This window comes from Streptomyces sp. NPDC058457 (assembly GCF_042720695.1).
Classification (GTDB): domain Bacteria; phylum Actinomycetota; class Actinomycetes; order Streptomycetales; family Streptomycetaceae; genus Streptomyces.
The window spans coordinates 25214-38796 of record NZ_JBHXLU010000067.1; the positions used below are offsets into that span (position 1 = coordinate 25214).

13 protein-coding genes are annotated in these 13583 nt (G+C 71.3%); 5 read left to right on the forward strand and 8 right to left on the reverse strand.

The features are described from left to right. Window positions 1-7 precede the first annotated feature (7 nt). Both ACFWPS_RS37780 and ACFWPS_RS37785 read right to left on the reverse strand, forming a co-directional pair. Window positions 8-802 (reverse strand): MBL fold metallo-hydrolase, encoded by a 795-nt coding sequence (locus tag ACFWPS_RS37780; protein WP_383713997.1) that lies wholly within the window; start codon window positions 800-802, stop codon window positions 8-10. A 93-nt stretch (window positions 803-895) separates the two neighbouring features. Beyond that, entirely contained in the window at window positions 896-1837 is a 942-nt protein-coding gene (locus ACFWPS_RS37785) for a nuclear transport factor 2 family protein (RefSeq protein ID WP_383714000.1), read from the reverse strand. Window positions 1838-1985: 148 nt separating this feature from the next. Between ACFWPS_RS37785 and ACFWPS_RS37790 the strand changes: the two genes are divergently transcribed. Continuing rightward, a complete protein-coding gene (locus tag ACFWPS_RS37790) occupies window positions 1986-2900 on the forward strand; it encodes a helix-turn-helix domain-containing protein (protein ID WP_383714003.1) in 915 nt (304 codons plus the stop codon). 111 nt (window positions 2901-3011) lie between these two features. Here ACFWPS_RS37790 and ACFWPS_RS37795 read toward each other — a convergent pair whose 3' ends face one another. Beyond that, the gene (locus tag ACFWPS_RS37795) at window positions 3012-4142 is read right to left on the reverse strand and encodes a dihydrofolate reductase family protein (RefSeq protein ID WP_383714005.1); all 1131 of its coding nucleotides are present in this window, start codon (window positions 4140-4142) and stop codon (window positions 3012-3014) included. A 103-nt stretch (window positions 4143-4245) separates the two neighbouring features. Here ACFWPS_RS37795 and ACFWPS_RS37800 point away from each other — a divergent pair, with 103 nt between their 5' ends. From ACFWPS_RS37800 to ACFWPS_RS37810, 3 genes are all read left to right on the forward strand, one after another. Then, a complete protein-coding gene (locus tag ACFWPS_RS37800; protein ID WP_383714007.1) occupies window positions 4246-4773 on the forward strand; it encodes a MarR family winged helix-turn-helix transcriptional regulator in 528 nt (175 codons plus the stop codon). A 200-nt stretch (window positions 4774-4973) separates the two neighbouring features. Next, a complete protein-coding gene (gene ribA / locus ACFWPS_RS37805) occupies window positions 4974-5615 on the forward strand; it encodes a GTP cyclohydrolase II (RefSeq protein ID WP_383714010.1) in 642 nt (213 codons plus the stop codon). Window positions 5616-5690: 75 nt separating this feature from the next. Next, window positions 5691-6278, forward strand: a complete 588-nt coding sequence (locus ACFWPS_RS37810; protein WP_383714012.1) for an O-methyltransferase — start codon at window positions 5691-5693, stop codon at window positions 6276-6278. Window positions 6279-6478: 200 nt separating this feature from the next. Here ACFWPS_RS37810 and ACFWPS_RS37815 read toward each other — a convergent pair whose 3' ends face one another. Both ACFWPS_RS37815 and ACFWPS_RS37820 read right to left on the reverse strand, forming a co-directional pair. After that, window positions 6479-8014, reverse strand: a complete 1536-nt coding sequence (locus ACFWPS_RS37815; protein ID WP_383714015.1) for a DUF4331 domain-containing protein — start codon at window positions 8012-8014, stop codon at window positions 6479-6481. 207 nt (window positions 8015-8221) lie between these two features. After that, a complete protein-coding gene (locus ACFWPS_RS37820) occupies window positions 8222-10111 on the reverse strand; it encodes a pyruvate dehydrogenase (RefSeq protein WP_383714018.1) in 1890 nt (629 codons plus the stop codon). A 154-nt stretch (window positions 10112-10265) separates the two neighbouring features. Between ACFWPS_RS37820 and ACFWPS_RS37825 the strand changes: the two genes are divergently transcribed. Next, on the forward strand, window positions 10266-10748 hold the full coding sequence (locus ACFWPS_RS37825; RefSeq protein WP_383714021.1) for an Lrp/AsnC family transcriptional regulator: 483 nt from the start codon (window positions 10266-10268) through the stop codon (window positions 10746-10748). Window positions 10749-10874: 126 nt separating this feature from the next. Here the strand turns inward: ACFWPS_RS37825 and ACFWPS_RS37830 are convergent, their stop codons facing one another. The 3 genes from ACFWPS_RS37830 to ACFWPS_RS37840 are packed head-to-tail and all read right to left on the reverse strand — an operon-like array spanning window position 10875 to window position 13534. Further along, window positions 10875-11549 (reverse strand): 4-carboxy-4-hydroxy-2-oxoadipate aldolase/oxaloacetate decarboxylase, encoded by a 675-nt coding sequence (locus ACFWPS_RS37830; protein ID WP_383714023.1) that lies wholly within the window; start codon window positions 11547-11549, stop codon window positions 10875-10877. Window positions 11550-11558: 9 nt separating this feature from the next. Further along, window positions 11559-12785: an aspartate transaminase gene (locus tag ACFWPS_RS37835; protein WP_383714025.1), complete on the reverse strand. Its 1227-nt coding sequence runs from the start codon at window positions 12783-12785 to the stop codon at window positions 11559-11561. A 5-nt stretch (window positions 12786-12790) separates the two neighbouring features. After that, window positions 12791-13534 (reverse strand): SDR family oxidoreductase, encoded by a 744-nt coding sequence (locus ACFWPS_RS37840; RefSeq protein ID WP_383714027.1) that lies wholly within the window; start codon window positions 13532-13534, stop codon window positions 12791-12793. Window positions 13535-13583: the final 49 nt, after the last annotated feature.

A 13583-nucleotide genomic window follows, 5' to 3' on the forward strand; every position in this document is an offset into this window, starting at 1 on the left:
GACGGGGTCAGCGGACGCCGAAGCGCCGGGCCCGGGCGACCGCCTCCCGGGGGCCGCCGTCGAACGGCCGGCCGTGCCCCGGCAGCAGGACGGTCTCCTGGGACAGCCCGGCGATGGCGTCCAGGGACGCGAGGGCGGCGGCCGAGTCATGGGTGAAGGCGCGGCAGACCAGGCAGGGGCCGGTGTGCCCGGTGAAGGCCTCCTGGGTGACCAGGGCGTCGCCGGTGAAGAACAGGCCCTGGTCGGGGAAGTGGAAGCCGGTGCTGCCGGGGGTGTGGCCGGGCAGCGCGACCGCCAGCGGCCGCCCGGGCACGTCGTCCAGCCGCGCGCCGTCGCCGAACGTGCGTGCCCGGGCGGGCGCCGCCGCGGTGAAGGCGCCCTGGCGGGCCATGGACACCATGGTGGCGAGCGCGGCGGGACGGCGGGCGAGGTACGGCAGCGGGGAGCGTTCGGACCTGGCGTGCCGCATGGCCTTGCGCGGTCCGTCCGTGAGCATGGCCCGGTCGTCCTCGTGGACCCACACCTCCGCGCCGGCCCGCTGGAGCTCCGCCGCGAGACCGATGTGATCGGGGTGCGCGTGGGTGATCAGGACGGCCCGGATGTCGGCCGGGCTCCGGCCGGCGGCGGCCAGGTGGTCGAGGAGCCGCCGCCGCTGTCCGGGCAGGCCGGCGTCGACGAGGGTGAGCCCGTCGGGGTGATCCACCAGGTAGAAGTTGACGAGGGGGTCCCCCAGCCGGACAACGCCCGGAGCGGCCTCCGGGCCGGCGCCGGGCCGGGCGGATCGAGGGCGGGACTGACTCATGACGTTCTGCTCTCGTACGAGGCGAGGGGGGAGGGGGAGGGGGCCGGGACCTGACCGTGGACGGTCGCGGTACCGGCCCCCGGGAGGTCCTGCTCAGAACATGCTGTTGCCGTTGGCCGAGGTGGCCGGGACGGCCTGGGTGACCGCCCAGTGCTCGACGATCTTCCCGCCTCGCACCCGGAAGATCTCGTACACCGACGTGCCCAGGTCGGAGGGGCTGTTCTGGTCGTGGAGGTGGACCGCGACCAGGTCGCCCTCGGCGACGACCTTGGCGACGGTGGCCTGGTACCGCGGATGCGCGGCGAAGAGGTTCGCGTAGGCCTGCTTGGTTGCGGCAGCGCCGTCGGCGAGCGCCGGGTCGTGCTGGACCAGCTTCGGCGAGACGTAGCGGTCGACCGCGCCGAGATCCTTCCGGCCGTCCAGCTGCTGGACGTAGGCGCGTACGAGGCGCTCGCTCGCTGCGGTGTGCGAGGCCGGGCCGGCGGCGTCGGTCTGCGGCGAGGTGAGCGTGGAGAACATGTCGTGGCCGTTGGCCGTGGTGGCGGGGACCGGCTGGATGGTGTCCCAGTGCTCCACGATCTTGTGGTTCTCCACCCGGAACACGTCGACGAGCCCGACGCCGCTGAAGGTGTCGGACGTGCCCGCGTGCGTCTGGAGCAGGACGAGGTCGCCCTGTGCGATCACGTGCGTGGTGACCGACCCGCTGCCGGGAGTGGCCGTCGCCTTCAGGTTCTCCACCAGCTGGCGCAGCGCCTCGGGCCCGTTGGCCACGGTGGGGTTGTGCTGGACGTAGTCGGGAGAGACGTACTTGTCGATCACGGACGTGTCGTAGTAGGTGAACAGCTGCTTGTACACGTACGTGACCAGCGCCTTGTCGGCCGCGGTCTCGCGGGCGGACACCGAGCCGGCGGCAGCGCCCGTCCCCGGGTGTCCGGCGGGCCGGGACACGGCCGTCGCGGGACCGGTCGCCAGTGCCGTCGCGGCCGCGACGGCGGCCACGGCCGCGCCGATCCGTATCGCAAGGTGTCTGTTCATCGCACTCTCCTGACTCGGAACAACCGCCGGCCCAAGGGCAGGTCGGCCAGGCCGACACTAGGAGCGCGGGACGGATCCGTCGTCGCCCTGTGAAGGGTGGTACTCACGGGGACAGGATCGCCGCGGCCGCGCCGCCTAGCCTGGGCTCATGGCACAGGGCAGCGACACCCACGCGCCGGGGCCGCTCGGCGAGTACCTCCGTGCGCGCCGGGCCCTGCTGAGCCCGGAGCTGCTCGGGCTGCCGGACGCGGGCCGCAGGCGGGTGCCGGGGCTGCGCCGCCATGAGCTGGCGCTGCTGGCCGGGGTGAGCACGGAGTACTACATCCGGCTGGAACAGGGCCGCAACCGTCACCCCTCCCCGCAGATCGTCGAAGCCCTCGCCCGGGCCCTGCACCTGGACGCGGAGGGCACGGCCCATCTCCACCAGCTCGCGGCCCCCGCCCCGCCCCGGCGCTCCCGGGCACGCGGCGAGCAGGTGCCGGCGGGCATCCGCATGCTCCTGGAGACGTGGTCCGCGCTGCCCGTGGTGGTGGCCGGGCGGCTCTGCGACGTACGCGCGGCGACCCCCCTGGCCGTCGCCCTCTCCCCCGCGCACCGGCCCGGGGCGAACCTGGCCCGGGAGGTGTTCCTGAACGACGCCGTACGCACCCTGCACCGCGACTGGGACGTCGCCACGGGCGGCCTCGCGTCGACGCTGCGGGTGGCGGTGGGGGAGGATCCGGGCGACCCTCGGCTGTCCGCCCTGGTCGGCGAACTGTCCGTGCACAGCGAGCGCTTCCGGTATCTGTGGGCGCGCCACGACGTCCGCCCGAAGCAGGGCGGACGGGCCCTGCTGCGGCACCCGCAGGTCGGTGAGCTGGATCTCCGGATCGAGAAGCTGGCGGTCCTGGGCACGAACAGCCTCACCATGATGTGCTTCCACGCCGAGCCCGGCAGCCCGTCCGCCGAGCGCCTGGCCCTGCTCGCCAGCCTCACGGCCGCCGAGACACCGACCGGCACGGACACAGCTACGGCCGCGGCCACAGCTACGGCAGAGCCGCTGCGCCAACACCGGCTCAGGTGACCTCAGGCGAGTGAACGCCCCTCCGGCCCGCCCATCCGGCCCATCCGGCCCGTCCGACCCGTCCGACCCGTCCCGCTCGCCCCTCCGCCATCAGCCATCAGCCATCAGCCATCAGCCCAGAAGATGCCCGTTCGGCGCCTTCGCCAGGCCCTCGTACTCCCCGAGCACCAGCACCTCCACCCCCGCCTCCCGCAGCATCCCCGTCCCGTCGGCCGCCGCCACGAACGTGTCCGGCTCGCGCCACGCCGTCACCACCCGCCGTACCCCGGCCCGGAGGATCAGCTCGGCGCAGGGGTGCGGGCGGGAGGCGCGGTGGGTGCAGGGTTCCAGGCTGGTGTAGACCGTGGCCATGGCCAGCCGGGGGTCGGCCGCGGGGAGCTTGGCCAGGGCCGCCTCCTCCGCGTGGACCACGGGGTCGCCGGCCTCCCGGGAGTGGCCGCGGGCCAGTTCCGTGCCGTCGGCGGCGACCACCACCGCGCCCACGCTGAACGCGGTCCGGGAGGGCGGGCACTCGGCCGCCAGTTCGCAGGCGAGCCGCAGCCAGTGCCGGTCCGCTGCGGACACCGATCCACCCGCACCGGGGGCCGTGGGCTCGTAGCGCATGAGGACGACGTCCTCGATACGGCGGGTGTCCAGGAGCCTCAGCCGCCCGGCCTGGTACCCGCCGGGACCGAACAGCCGCGGTGCCTTCGGATCGCCGACGAAGAGGGGGGCCAGGACCAGCTGGACCTCGTCGGCCAGGCCCTGCTGGAGGAGCTGGGTGTGGACGGTGCCGCCGCCCTCGACCATCAGGCGCCGCACGCCCCGTACGTCGTGCAGGTGCTCAAGGAGCGGCCGCCAGTCGAGGTCGGCGCCGAGGGAGACGACGTCGGCGGCGGTCCCGAGGGCGCGGGCCCGCCGCGCGCCCTCGTCCGTCGTGTACACGATCTTCTCGCCGCCGGTGTGCCAGAAGTTCGCGTCCGGGTCGAGGTCGCCGGTCGCGGTGACCGTGACCTTGAGCGGGTACTCGGGCCGGCCGGCGGCGGTCCGGGCCGCGCGCCGCTCCGGGGAGTTGACCAGGAGCCGGGGGTTGTCCGCGCGGATGGTGCCGGCGCCGATCAGAATGGCGTCGACGGAGGCGCGTACCTCGTCGACGCGGTCGAAGTCGGCGGGGGACGAGAGCAGGAGCCGGTCGGGGCCGGTGTCGTCGAGGTAGCCGTCGAGGGAGACGGCGGCGGACAGCAGGACGTAGGGGTACGGCATCGGACGCGCTCACTCTCGGCGGCGGCGGGGCAGGCCGGTGGGCCGGCGGGCTGCTCTGACTCGGACGCTTGGTTAAAGTTTGAAACAAACCTACACTGGTGGCATGACGACTCGCTGGCTGACCGCGAAGGAGCAGCGCGCCTGGCGCGCCTACATGGCGGCGACGAACCTCCTGGAGGACGCGATCGACCGGCAGCTCCAGCAGGACGCCGGCATGCCGCACCTGTACTACGGCATCCTCGCCAACCTCTCCGAGGAGCCGGAGCGCAAGCTGCGCATGACCGATCTCGCCCAGAAGTCGAAGATCACCCGGAGCCGGCTGACGTACGCCGTGACGCGGCTGGAGAAGGACGGGCTGGTCCGGCGCGAGGACTGCCAGTGGGACAAGCGGAGCAGCTTCGCGATCCTGACGGACGAGGGCATGGCTGTGCTGGAGCGGACGGCGCCGGGACATGTGGAGACGGTACGGGCGGCGGTCTTCGACCATCTCTCCGACGAGCAGGTGGAGCAGCTGGAGGAGATCAGCTCCGTGATCACGCGGGCGCTGGAGGGCGACGAGTCGACCCCCCTCCCGGCCTCGGACAAGCTGCCGTGGCGGCGCCGGTCGTCGTCGCCCTGTTCCGGATCCTGAACCCGACCCCGAACCCGGATCTCGAACCCGGATCTCGAACCCGGATCTCGAACCCGGATCGCGAACCCGGATCGTGCACTCGATTTCCCGAAACCGTACGGAAATCTGTTGCTTCAAATTTAAAGCATGGGGTAGGGTTCCAGCCGTGGATCTGCTTCAAATCTGAAGCAGGCACCCGCGACGTCCCACTGGAGACCCCGATGACCGACTTCCCCGCCGCCACCCAGCGCGCCCGTGTCCGGGTCCCGCTGCGCTTCAACGACGGTTACAGCGTCAACACCGAGCTCGTCACGTTCCATGGCCTGGCCGACGGGCAGGAGCACGTCGCCGTCGTCATCGGCGAGCCCGCCCCCGGTGCCCTCCCGCTGGTGCGTCTGCACTCCGAGTGCCTGACCGGCGACGTCTTCGGCTCGGCCCGCTGCGACTGCGGACCCCAGCTGCGCGAGGCCGTCGAGCGCATCGCCGACCGCGGCGGCGTCCTGCTCTACCTGCGCCAGGAGGGCCGCGGCATCGGCCTCTACAACAAGCTCGACGCCTACGCCCTCCAGGACCAGGGCCTCGACACCTACGAGGCGAACGCCGCCCTCGGCCTCCCCGAGGACGCCCGTGACTACACCGCCGCCGCCCAGATGCTGGCCGCCCTCGGGATCACCGACCTCGACCTGCTCTCCAACAACCCTGACAAGGCCGAGCAGTTGCGCGGCCTCGGCGTGACCGTCCGGGACCGCGTCCCGACCGGCGTCTTCAGCACCGCCCACAACGTCCGCTACCTGCGCGCGAAGGTCCTGCACACCCAGCACACGCTGCCGCTGGCCGAGCTGACGGAGCTCAACGCGGGCTGAGTCCCTGTTTTCCCGATGTACGACGCCCCGCCGGACGTGCTAGCAACAGCAGGCACACCGACGAGGGGAGCCTCCGTGGACGACCAGCTGGCGCGTGTTCTCGACGACCTCCACCAGGAGGGGCGGGCACACGACGGCCCGCTGGCCGACCGGCTGCTGAGGCTGCGCAACATGACCCCGGACGCGGCCCGGCTGATCTCGACGCTGATCCGGGCCCGACGCGCCACGTCCGTCCTGGAGATCGGCACGTCCAACGGCTACTCGGCGATCTGGTTCGCCGACGCGGTCCGCGACACCGGCGGCCGCCTGACGACGGTGGAGATCGACGCGGACCGGATCACCGCCGCGCTGGCCAACCTGGACCGGGCTGGAGTCCGGGAGTACGCGGACGTCGTCCACGGCGACGGCGCCGAGACCCTGGCCGGGACCCCCGACGCATCCGTCGACCTGGTCGTCCTCGACGCCGAGCGACCGGCCTACGTGGACTACTGGCCGCAACTGCGGCGCATCCTGAAGCCGTACGGCATCGTGGCCGTGGACAACGCGGTGAGCCACCGCGACCAGGTGAGCGCGTTCCATGAACTCCTCGCCACGGAGAAGGAGTTCGCCGTCACCCTGCACGAGGTGGGCGACGGTGTGCTGACCGGGATCCGGGTGCGCTGAGCACCGCGCCCCGTTGCACCCCGTTCAGGGTTTCCGGAGGCGGTTCAGCCGCCCTGCCCGAGCCTGGTGATCAGGTTCCCCCCGCGAGCAGTTCGGAGGAGGCCGGGTTCTGGCCGGTGTGCAGGTTCCGGTCGGGGGATGCCGGCAGAAGAGGGCGGGAGTCCGTCTCGCCGACCCCCGCCCCCTCCTGCCCGTGTCTCTCAGTTCGGCCGCCGCGTGCGTCGGCGCCACCACGTCAGTCCCCCGCCGATCAGCAGGATCCCGACCGCGCCCGAGGCCGCCGACGCGGCGATCAGGCCGGTGTTGTGCCTGCCGTCGGCGGAGCCGGCCGGCTGCAGGGCGTCGCCCACCTGGTTGCGGACGTCATTGCCACCGGTCGTGCCCTTCGCGAGCGGGCCTCGCGAACCCGCCGCGGGTTCGGCCAGGTAGGGGAAGGAGTCGCCGAACTTCCGGTCGTTGGCGTCGACCGCGTCACCCAGGTCGTTCTTGGCACCGACCAGCTCACCCTCGACGACCTGCAGCGCGATGTCCACGACGTCGTCGGTGAGCCGACGCCCGTTCGGGAAGCCCGCCTTGTCGCCGTCGAGCACGCCGAGCCGTTTCGGTTCGGCGGCCGGCTTGATCGAGGTGTTCAGGCGCAGCATCTCCGCCGGTCGCACGTTCGGCGGCTGGTTGAGGCCCTTGACGCCCTTGAGGAAGACGTCGACGAGATCGTTGCGCGGTTCCGCTGGCGCCTTGATCCCGTAGCCGGACTCGATGAGCTTCGGCAGCTCCGGACCGGTCACGTTATTCAGGAACTGGCCGTCGTTCCACGGCGAGGACGCGTTGAACCTGTCCTTGTCCTTCTGCGGGTTGACGACCTCGTTGACCAGCGGGTTGCCCAGACGGGAGACCTGCTCGTAGGAGCCCTGCGCGTTCTTCCGCTGGGTGGTCGACCAGATGCCGACGACCGGCTGGTCCTTCGACTCGGTGATCAGGTCGGTGGGCAGTTGCAGGGCGACCGAGTTGACGTCGTAGCCCTTGAGGGTGTCGTTGCCGACCTCGGAGAGGTTCCCGCCGTACAGCAGGTCGAACACGCGCAGGTCCAGGAAGAACGGGTCGTCCGCCTGGCCGGCGAACGTCTGGACGCCGTCGGCGAGCTGACGGACGGCCTGGCGGCGCAGTTTGCCGTAGTCCGGCATCGACGCCTTGCCGACGTTCGACGGCGCCACCGGTACGTCGTCGGCGAGCTTCGTCTCCGACACGACCTTCTGGTCGTGCAGCTTGAGCAGCTCGATGTCGTAGGTCTGCGTGACGTTCAGGTCCGGGTCGTCCAGGCTGGTGACCGGGCCCGTGTTGTACAGGAACGTCTTCTTCGACTTCGTGTGCGTGGTGAAGGTGTAGCGCAGCAGCAGTTCGCCCTGCGCGTCACCGTTGTTGTCGATGTGGATGTCGTACTGGGCGTCGTCCGCGAACGTGTAGAAGTTCGGGCCGCCCGCCGGGTCCTCGAACGGGATCCAGTCCGCGATGATCGTCGTCGTCTCCGGATGGTCCGGGCTGACGAAGGCGTACACGTCCGTGTTGTCGTACCGGGGTTCTCCCGAGATCAGCGGAGCCTCCCGGTGACTGGAGGCGGAGGCCGCCCCCGGTTCCAGCGTGACCACACCGGCGGCTGTGAGTCCCCCGGCGGCCAGCGCACCCGCGATGAGGGTCGCGAGGCCCCTGCGCCCCGCACCGCTCCTGGAGATAGGTGTCATACCGTCCGTCCTCCATGCCAACTTCCCTGACGCTTGAGGATTCGGAGCGGCCGTCTCTGCGGATTGGTGAATATCGACCGATCTGACGGATCTATCGGTGGATCTATCGATTGATCTCGACACACCCGGCCGGCCGACGGTCGCCGGGGGGCGCGTGAAGGGGCCCCTGCGACTCTCTTTCCGGGTCTTTCGGGTCTTCCGGGTCTTTCAGTGAACGAGGTCGAGCGCTGCGGCGATGATGCTGTCGGTGTCGATGGCGAACGCCGGCTCGTAGGTGACGCAACCGGGCTGCTCGATGCCGAGGGAGGGTGTGGTGATGGACTGGTGCGCGCCGCCCTCGGGGGCGAGGGTGACGCCGGAGGGCGTGCCGACCAGGATCGACTGACCTCCGGCGTAGATGCCGAACGACCACGGTTCCAGAGCCCGGTTGACGAAGGGGTCGTAGACCACGCCGATGGGCAGCAGCGGCTGGTCCCAGCGGCTCCAAGTGGCGCCCAGTTCGCCGAGCAGGCCGACCAGGTTGGTCTCGGCGATGCCGAGTTCCACGTGCTGGCCGGTCGGCCGCTCCCGCCAGTGCAGGATCGTCTCGGCGTCGTCGGCGAACCAGTCGGGGCGCTCGGTCGCCGACCACACGCCGACCTTGTTCAGCCAGCCGCCGAGGTTGGTGGAGGAGCTGACGTCCGGGCTGACGGTGACGATCCGGCGCGCCGCCTCCGGCGCCCGGCGGGTGAGGTCCAACAGGACGCGCCCGAGCGCCTGCTGGGTGTTGCCGGTGCCGGTCGGTGCGGGGCGGTCGAGGTCGGCGGGGATGGCGGGGATGGCGGGGATGGCGGGCGGTTGCCGGGGCTCGCGCCGGGGACGGCGCAGGCGCCGGGCGGCGGCCGCGGTCAGGGTCGCTTCCGGCGAGCCGTCGGCGAAGTGCGCCCAGGGGTGGTCGAGGTCGGTCCCCAGGCGGTGGGCCAGTGCCCTCATCTGCTCGGCGGAGAGCAGGGAGGAGTGGTTCTGCGGGTGGCCCTCGGTGGGCAGCCCGTGGCCCTTGACGGTGTACGCGAAGATCACGGTCGGGCGGGTGTCGTCCACGGCACGGTACGCCTCCGTCAGCGCGCCGAGGTCGTGGCCGCCCAGGTTGCGCAACGCGGCGAGCAGCGAGGCGTCGTCCAGGGACGCGACGAGTGCGGCGATCGGCCCGGCGACGGAACCGGTGCCGGGCAGGCGCTCGCGCAGCTGGCCCGCGGAGCAGCGCAGCAGACGCTGGTACTCGGGGTTGCCCATGGCGTCGATACGGGCGCGCAGGGCCTCGCCGCCCGGCCGGGTGAACAACTCCCGCAGCAGGTGGCCGTACTTGAGGGTGATGACCTGCCAGCCCGCCGCCGCGAACATGCCCTGCAGCCGGTCCGCGGCGATGCCGGGCACCACCCTGTCCAGGGACTGCCGGTTCAGGTCGACGACCCAGACCACCTCGCCCAGGCCGGGCACCATGGGGTCCTGGATCGCCTCCCAGATGGCGCCCTCGTCCAGCTCCGCGTCACCGAGCAGGGAGTACTGCCGTCCCGTACCGGCGCCGCCGAAGTGGCCCTCGACGTAACAGCGGGCGAGGGTGCCCCACAGGGGGGCGGTGGCGCCGATGCCGACCGAACCGGTGGAGTAGTCGACGGAGTCGGGGTCCTTGGACCGGCTGGGGTAGCTCTGCAGGCCACCGAAGGCGCGCAGGGTCGTCAGGCAGGACTCGTCCAGTCCGCCCAGCAGGTGGTTGATCGCGTGCAGCACCGGCGAGGCATGGGGCTTGACGGACACCCGGTCGTCAGCGGTCAGGGCGTGGAACCACAGGGCTGTCATGATCGAGGTGATCGAGGCGCTGGACGCCTGGTGGCCGCCGACCTTCAGGCCGGAGGGGTTGGGCCGCACCCGGTTGGCGTGGTCGATGATCGCGGTGGACAGCCACAGCACCCGCTGCTCGACCGCCTGCAGCACGGGGAGAGACACCTGCCGGGCAAGGTCCGCCCCATCGGCATCGAACCCATCCGCATCGACCCCATCCGCATCGACCAGATCGGCATCGACCAGATCGGCATCGACCAGATCGGCCTTCGCGACCATCGCAGACCACCTCCGCTGCCGGCATCATGCCTTCGCACATTCACCGCTGTGCTCAGCCAGTGGACAGGTGACCCTTCGAATGCACAAGTTGCCGTCGTTCGATTGAGCATTCTGCTCAAATTCCGAGGTAGCCGAGAGAGACGGACTGAGCACCATGAACAGCGAACGCACCCTGGACGCGACCGACGCGCGGATCCTGCTCGCTCTGGACGCCGACCCCCGGGCCACCGTCGTCGCCCTGGCCGAGCGGCTGGGGATGTCCCGCAACACCGTCCAGGCACGGGTGGCCAGGATGGAGCAGGGCGGCGCACTGGGATCCTTCGAGCGCCGGGTCGCCCCGAGGGCCCTGGGCTATCCGCTCACCGCGTTCGTCACCGCACGGGTCGACCAGCATCGTCTGGCCGAGGTGTCCCAGGCGCTCACGGGGATCGCGGAGGTCGTGGAGGTCTTCGGCCTCAGCGGCGAGACCGACCTGCTGGTACGGGTGGTCGCCACGGACGCCGAGGATCTGTACCGGATCGCGGGGCAGATCCTCGCCGCTCCCGGCATCGAACGCACGACGACAGCCCTGGCCATGCGCGAACTCGTGCCGCACCGCGTCGCCCCACTGCTGCGCCATGCCGCGGCAGGCAGGTGACCAGCCGCTTCTCCACGGGCCACAGACGCATCACACAGGTCGGCGAGGATCTCCGCGCGCGCCGTGCGCTCACGCATGACGAGCCGCTGAGGTGTGCCTCTCCCTTGGTGGTGGGCGGCCGGTGCCCTACTCGTCGATCACCACACCCTTCGCGGCGAGGAGCGGCGCCAGGTTACAGATCTCGGCCACGGTCCTGCCGGACCGGTACGCGGCGATGAAGTCGGCCTCGGTGTCGATGCGCCGTTGCGAGGCGGCGATCGCCTCGGTGAGGTCCTCCCGTCGCACGACCACCACGCCGTCGGCGTCCGCGTTGACGACGTCTCCGGGCCGGATCAGCTGGCCGCCGACGGTGACCGGCTCGCAGAGGGGGCCGACGGTCTCCTTGACGGTGCCCTTGATGCAGACGCTGTGGGAGAAGACGGGAAAGCCGAGCTCGCGCAGTTCCCGGGTGTCCCGGACGCCGGTGTCGGTGATCAGGCCACCGAGTCCCTTGGACTGGCAGGCGTTGGCGAGGACGTCACCGAAGGAACCGGCCTCCGCGTAGGCACCGCCCGAGACGACGATGACGTCGCCGGGCCGGGCGTAGTGGATCGCGGTCTGGAGCATGAGGTTGTCGCGTGGCGCGCAGACGACGGTGAAGGCGGGACCGCAGAGTTTCATGCCGTGGTCGACCGGCTTGATCGTCGAGTCGAGGGCGCCCAGACGGCCCTGTGCCTCGTGGATCGTCGCGGAGGAGAAGGCGCTCAGCTGCTTGACGAGATCGGGGTCGGGACGCTCGAACTTCGTGCTGATGGTGTTCACGGGGGCCTCTCAGGTGGACGCGGCCGGGGCGAGGGCGGCGCAGGCCGCGGCGATTCCGGCGCACGCCTCGGTGAGGACGTCGGCGGAGGTGGCGAAGGAGATGCGGAAGTAGCCCGGTGCGCCGTAGGCGGAGCCGTGGATCACGGCCACCTGCCGGCTGTCGAGCAGGTGGCGGGCGAACTGCTCGTCGTCGGCGATGTGCTCGCCGTCCGGGGTGCGCAGGCCGATGGCGTCGGCGCAGTTCACCAGCAGGTAGAAGCCGCCCGCGGGCGGGGTGCAGCTCAGGCGGGGAATGTCGTTGACGAGTTTGGCGGTGGCGTCGCGCCGGGCGCGGTAGGTCCGGACCGTTTCCTCGACGAAGTCCTGCGGGCCGGTCAGCGCGGCCGCCGCGGCCGCCTGGCTCACGGAGGAGGGACAGGACGACATCTGCGACTGGAGGGTGTTGACCGCGGAGACGAGGTCGGCGGGACCGGCTCCGTAGCCGATCCGCCAGCCGGTCATCGCGTACGTCTTGGACACGCCGTTGGTGAGGAACACCCGGTCGGCCAGGCGCGGTTCGACGGCGGCCAGCGATCGGCTCCGCCCCTCGCCGAACCAGATCTCGTCGTAGATCTCGTCGGTGAGCACCCGCACCCGGGGGTGGTCGAGGAGGACCTCGGCGAGTGCGCGCAGTTCGTCCGTCGTGTAGGCGGCGCCGGTGGGGTTGCCGGGGGTGTTGAGGATGACCCAGCGGGTGCGGTGGGTGAGGGCCCCCCGCAGCGCTCCGGGCGTGAGCTTGAAGCCGTCGGCCTCGGAGCAGGGCACGATGACCGGGGTGCCGTCGTTGGCGAGGACCATGTCGGGGTACGACACCCAGTACGGAGCCGGCACGACGACCTCGTCGCCTTCGTCCAGGGTGGCCATGAGCGCGAGGAAGATGACCTGCTTGGCTCCGCCGCCGACGGTGATCTGCGCGTCCGTGTAGTGCAGGCCGTGCCGGGAGCGGAGCTTCTCGATGATCGCGGCCCGCAGCTGCGGGGTGCCGTTGACGGGGGTGTACTTGGTCTGTCCCGCCTCGATGGCCCGCACCGCCGCCGCCTTGACGTGTGCGGGAGTGTCGAAGTCGGGCTCGCCGACGGTGAGGTCGTGGATGACGAGCCCCTGGCTCCCCAGCTCGCGCACGCGTTGGGCGGCGGCCGTGCTGGGCGAGGGGTTGATGCGGCGCACCCTGGCCGCAGTGGTGTGGGCGACGGTCATGCGGCTCAGCCCTCCCGGCGCTCGAAGTTCAGGCCGCCGGGGACCTGGAAGGTGGGCAGGATCTCGATGTGGCCGATGTTCACGTGCCGCGGCGAGTCGACGGCGAACTCGATGGAGTCGGCGATGTCCTCGGGCTTGAGGGACTCGTAACCGTCGTAGAACTGGCGCTGGGCCGCCTCCATGTCACCGAGCAGGCGGCCGAAGATCTCGGTCTCCACACGGCCCGGGCAGATCTCGGTGACCCGGACGCGGCGGCCGTAGCCGTCGACGCGCAGCTGACGGGAGAGGGTGTGCACGGCGGCCTTGGTGGCGTGGTAGACGGTGTTGCCGCCGAAGTTGTAGACCCCGGCGATGGAGCTGATGTTGACGATGTGCCCGAGGTCCCGCTCGACCATGCCGGGCATCAGCAGCCGGACGAGGTGCAGCACGGCCCGGATGTTCACCGCGATCTGCTCGTCGACGGCGAACTCGTCGGCGCTGAGGATGTTGCCGGTACGGGAGACGCCCGCGTTGTTGACCAGGACGTCGATCTCCAGTCCTTCAAGGGCCTTGGTCAGGGCCTCGGTGTCGGTGATGTCGACGGCATGCGGGACGGCCCCGGTGGCGTCCGCGAGTGCCTGGAGGCGTTCGGTGTTACGGGCCACGGCGTGGACTTCGAGGCCCCGCTTGGCGAGGCGCTCGACCACGACGGCTCCGATTCCGGTGGACGCACCTGTGACGAGGGCGGTCCGGTAGTCGGAGATGGGCATGCTGATGCTCCTTGCGGGTGGAGGTGGGGGTGGGGGGCGCGGATGTGGG

Coding starts and splice junctions, on each gene's coding strand:
- ACFWPS_RS37825 (WP_383714021.1), top strand. CDS start 10,266: ATGAACAGCGAACGCACCCTGGACGCGACCGACGCGCGGATCCTGCTC.
- ACFWPS_RS37840 (WP_383714027.1), bottom strand. CDS start 13,534: ATGCCCATCTCCGACTACCGGACCGCCCTCGTCACAGGTGCGTCCACC.
- ACFWPS_RS37835 (WP_383714025.1), bottom strand. CDS start 12,785: ATGACCGTCGCCCACACCACTGCGGCCAGGGTGCGCCGCATCAACCCC.
- ACFWPS_RS37785 (WP_383714000.1), bottom strand. CDS start 1,837: ATGAACAGACACCTTGCGATACGGATCGGCGCGGCCGTGGCCGCCGTC.
- ACFWPS_RS37820 (WP_383714018.1), bottom strand. CDS start 10,111: ATGGTCGCGAAGGCCGATCTGGTCGATGCCGATCTGGTCGATGCCGAT.
- ACFWPS_RS37815 (WP_383714015.1), bottom strand. CDS start 8,014: ATGACACCTATCTCCAGGAGCGGTGCGGGGCGCAGGGGCCTCGCGACC.
- ACFWPS_RS37780 (WP_383713997.1), bottom strand. CDS start 802: ATGAGTCAGTCCCGCCCTCGATCCGCCCGGCCCGGCGCCGGCCCGGAG.
- ACFWPS_RS37795 (WP_383714005.1), bottom strand. CDS start 4,142: ATGCCGTACCCCTACGTCCTGCTGTCCGCCGCCGTCTCCCTCGACGGC.
- ACFWPS_RS37790 (WP_383714003.1), top strand. CDS start 1,986: ATGGCACAGGGCAGCGACACCCACGCGCCGGGGCCGCTCGGCGAGTAC.
- ACFWPS_RS37800 (WP_383714007.1), top strand. CDS start 4,246: ATGACGACTCGCTGGCTGACCGCGAAGGAGCAGCGCGCCTGGCGCGCC.
- ribA (WP_383714010.1), top strand. CDS start 4,974: ATGACCGACTTCCCCGCCGCCACCCAGCGCGCCCGTGTCCGGGTCCCG.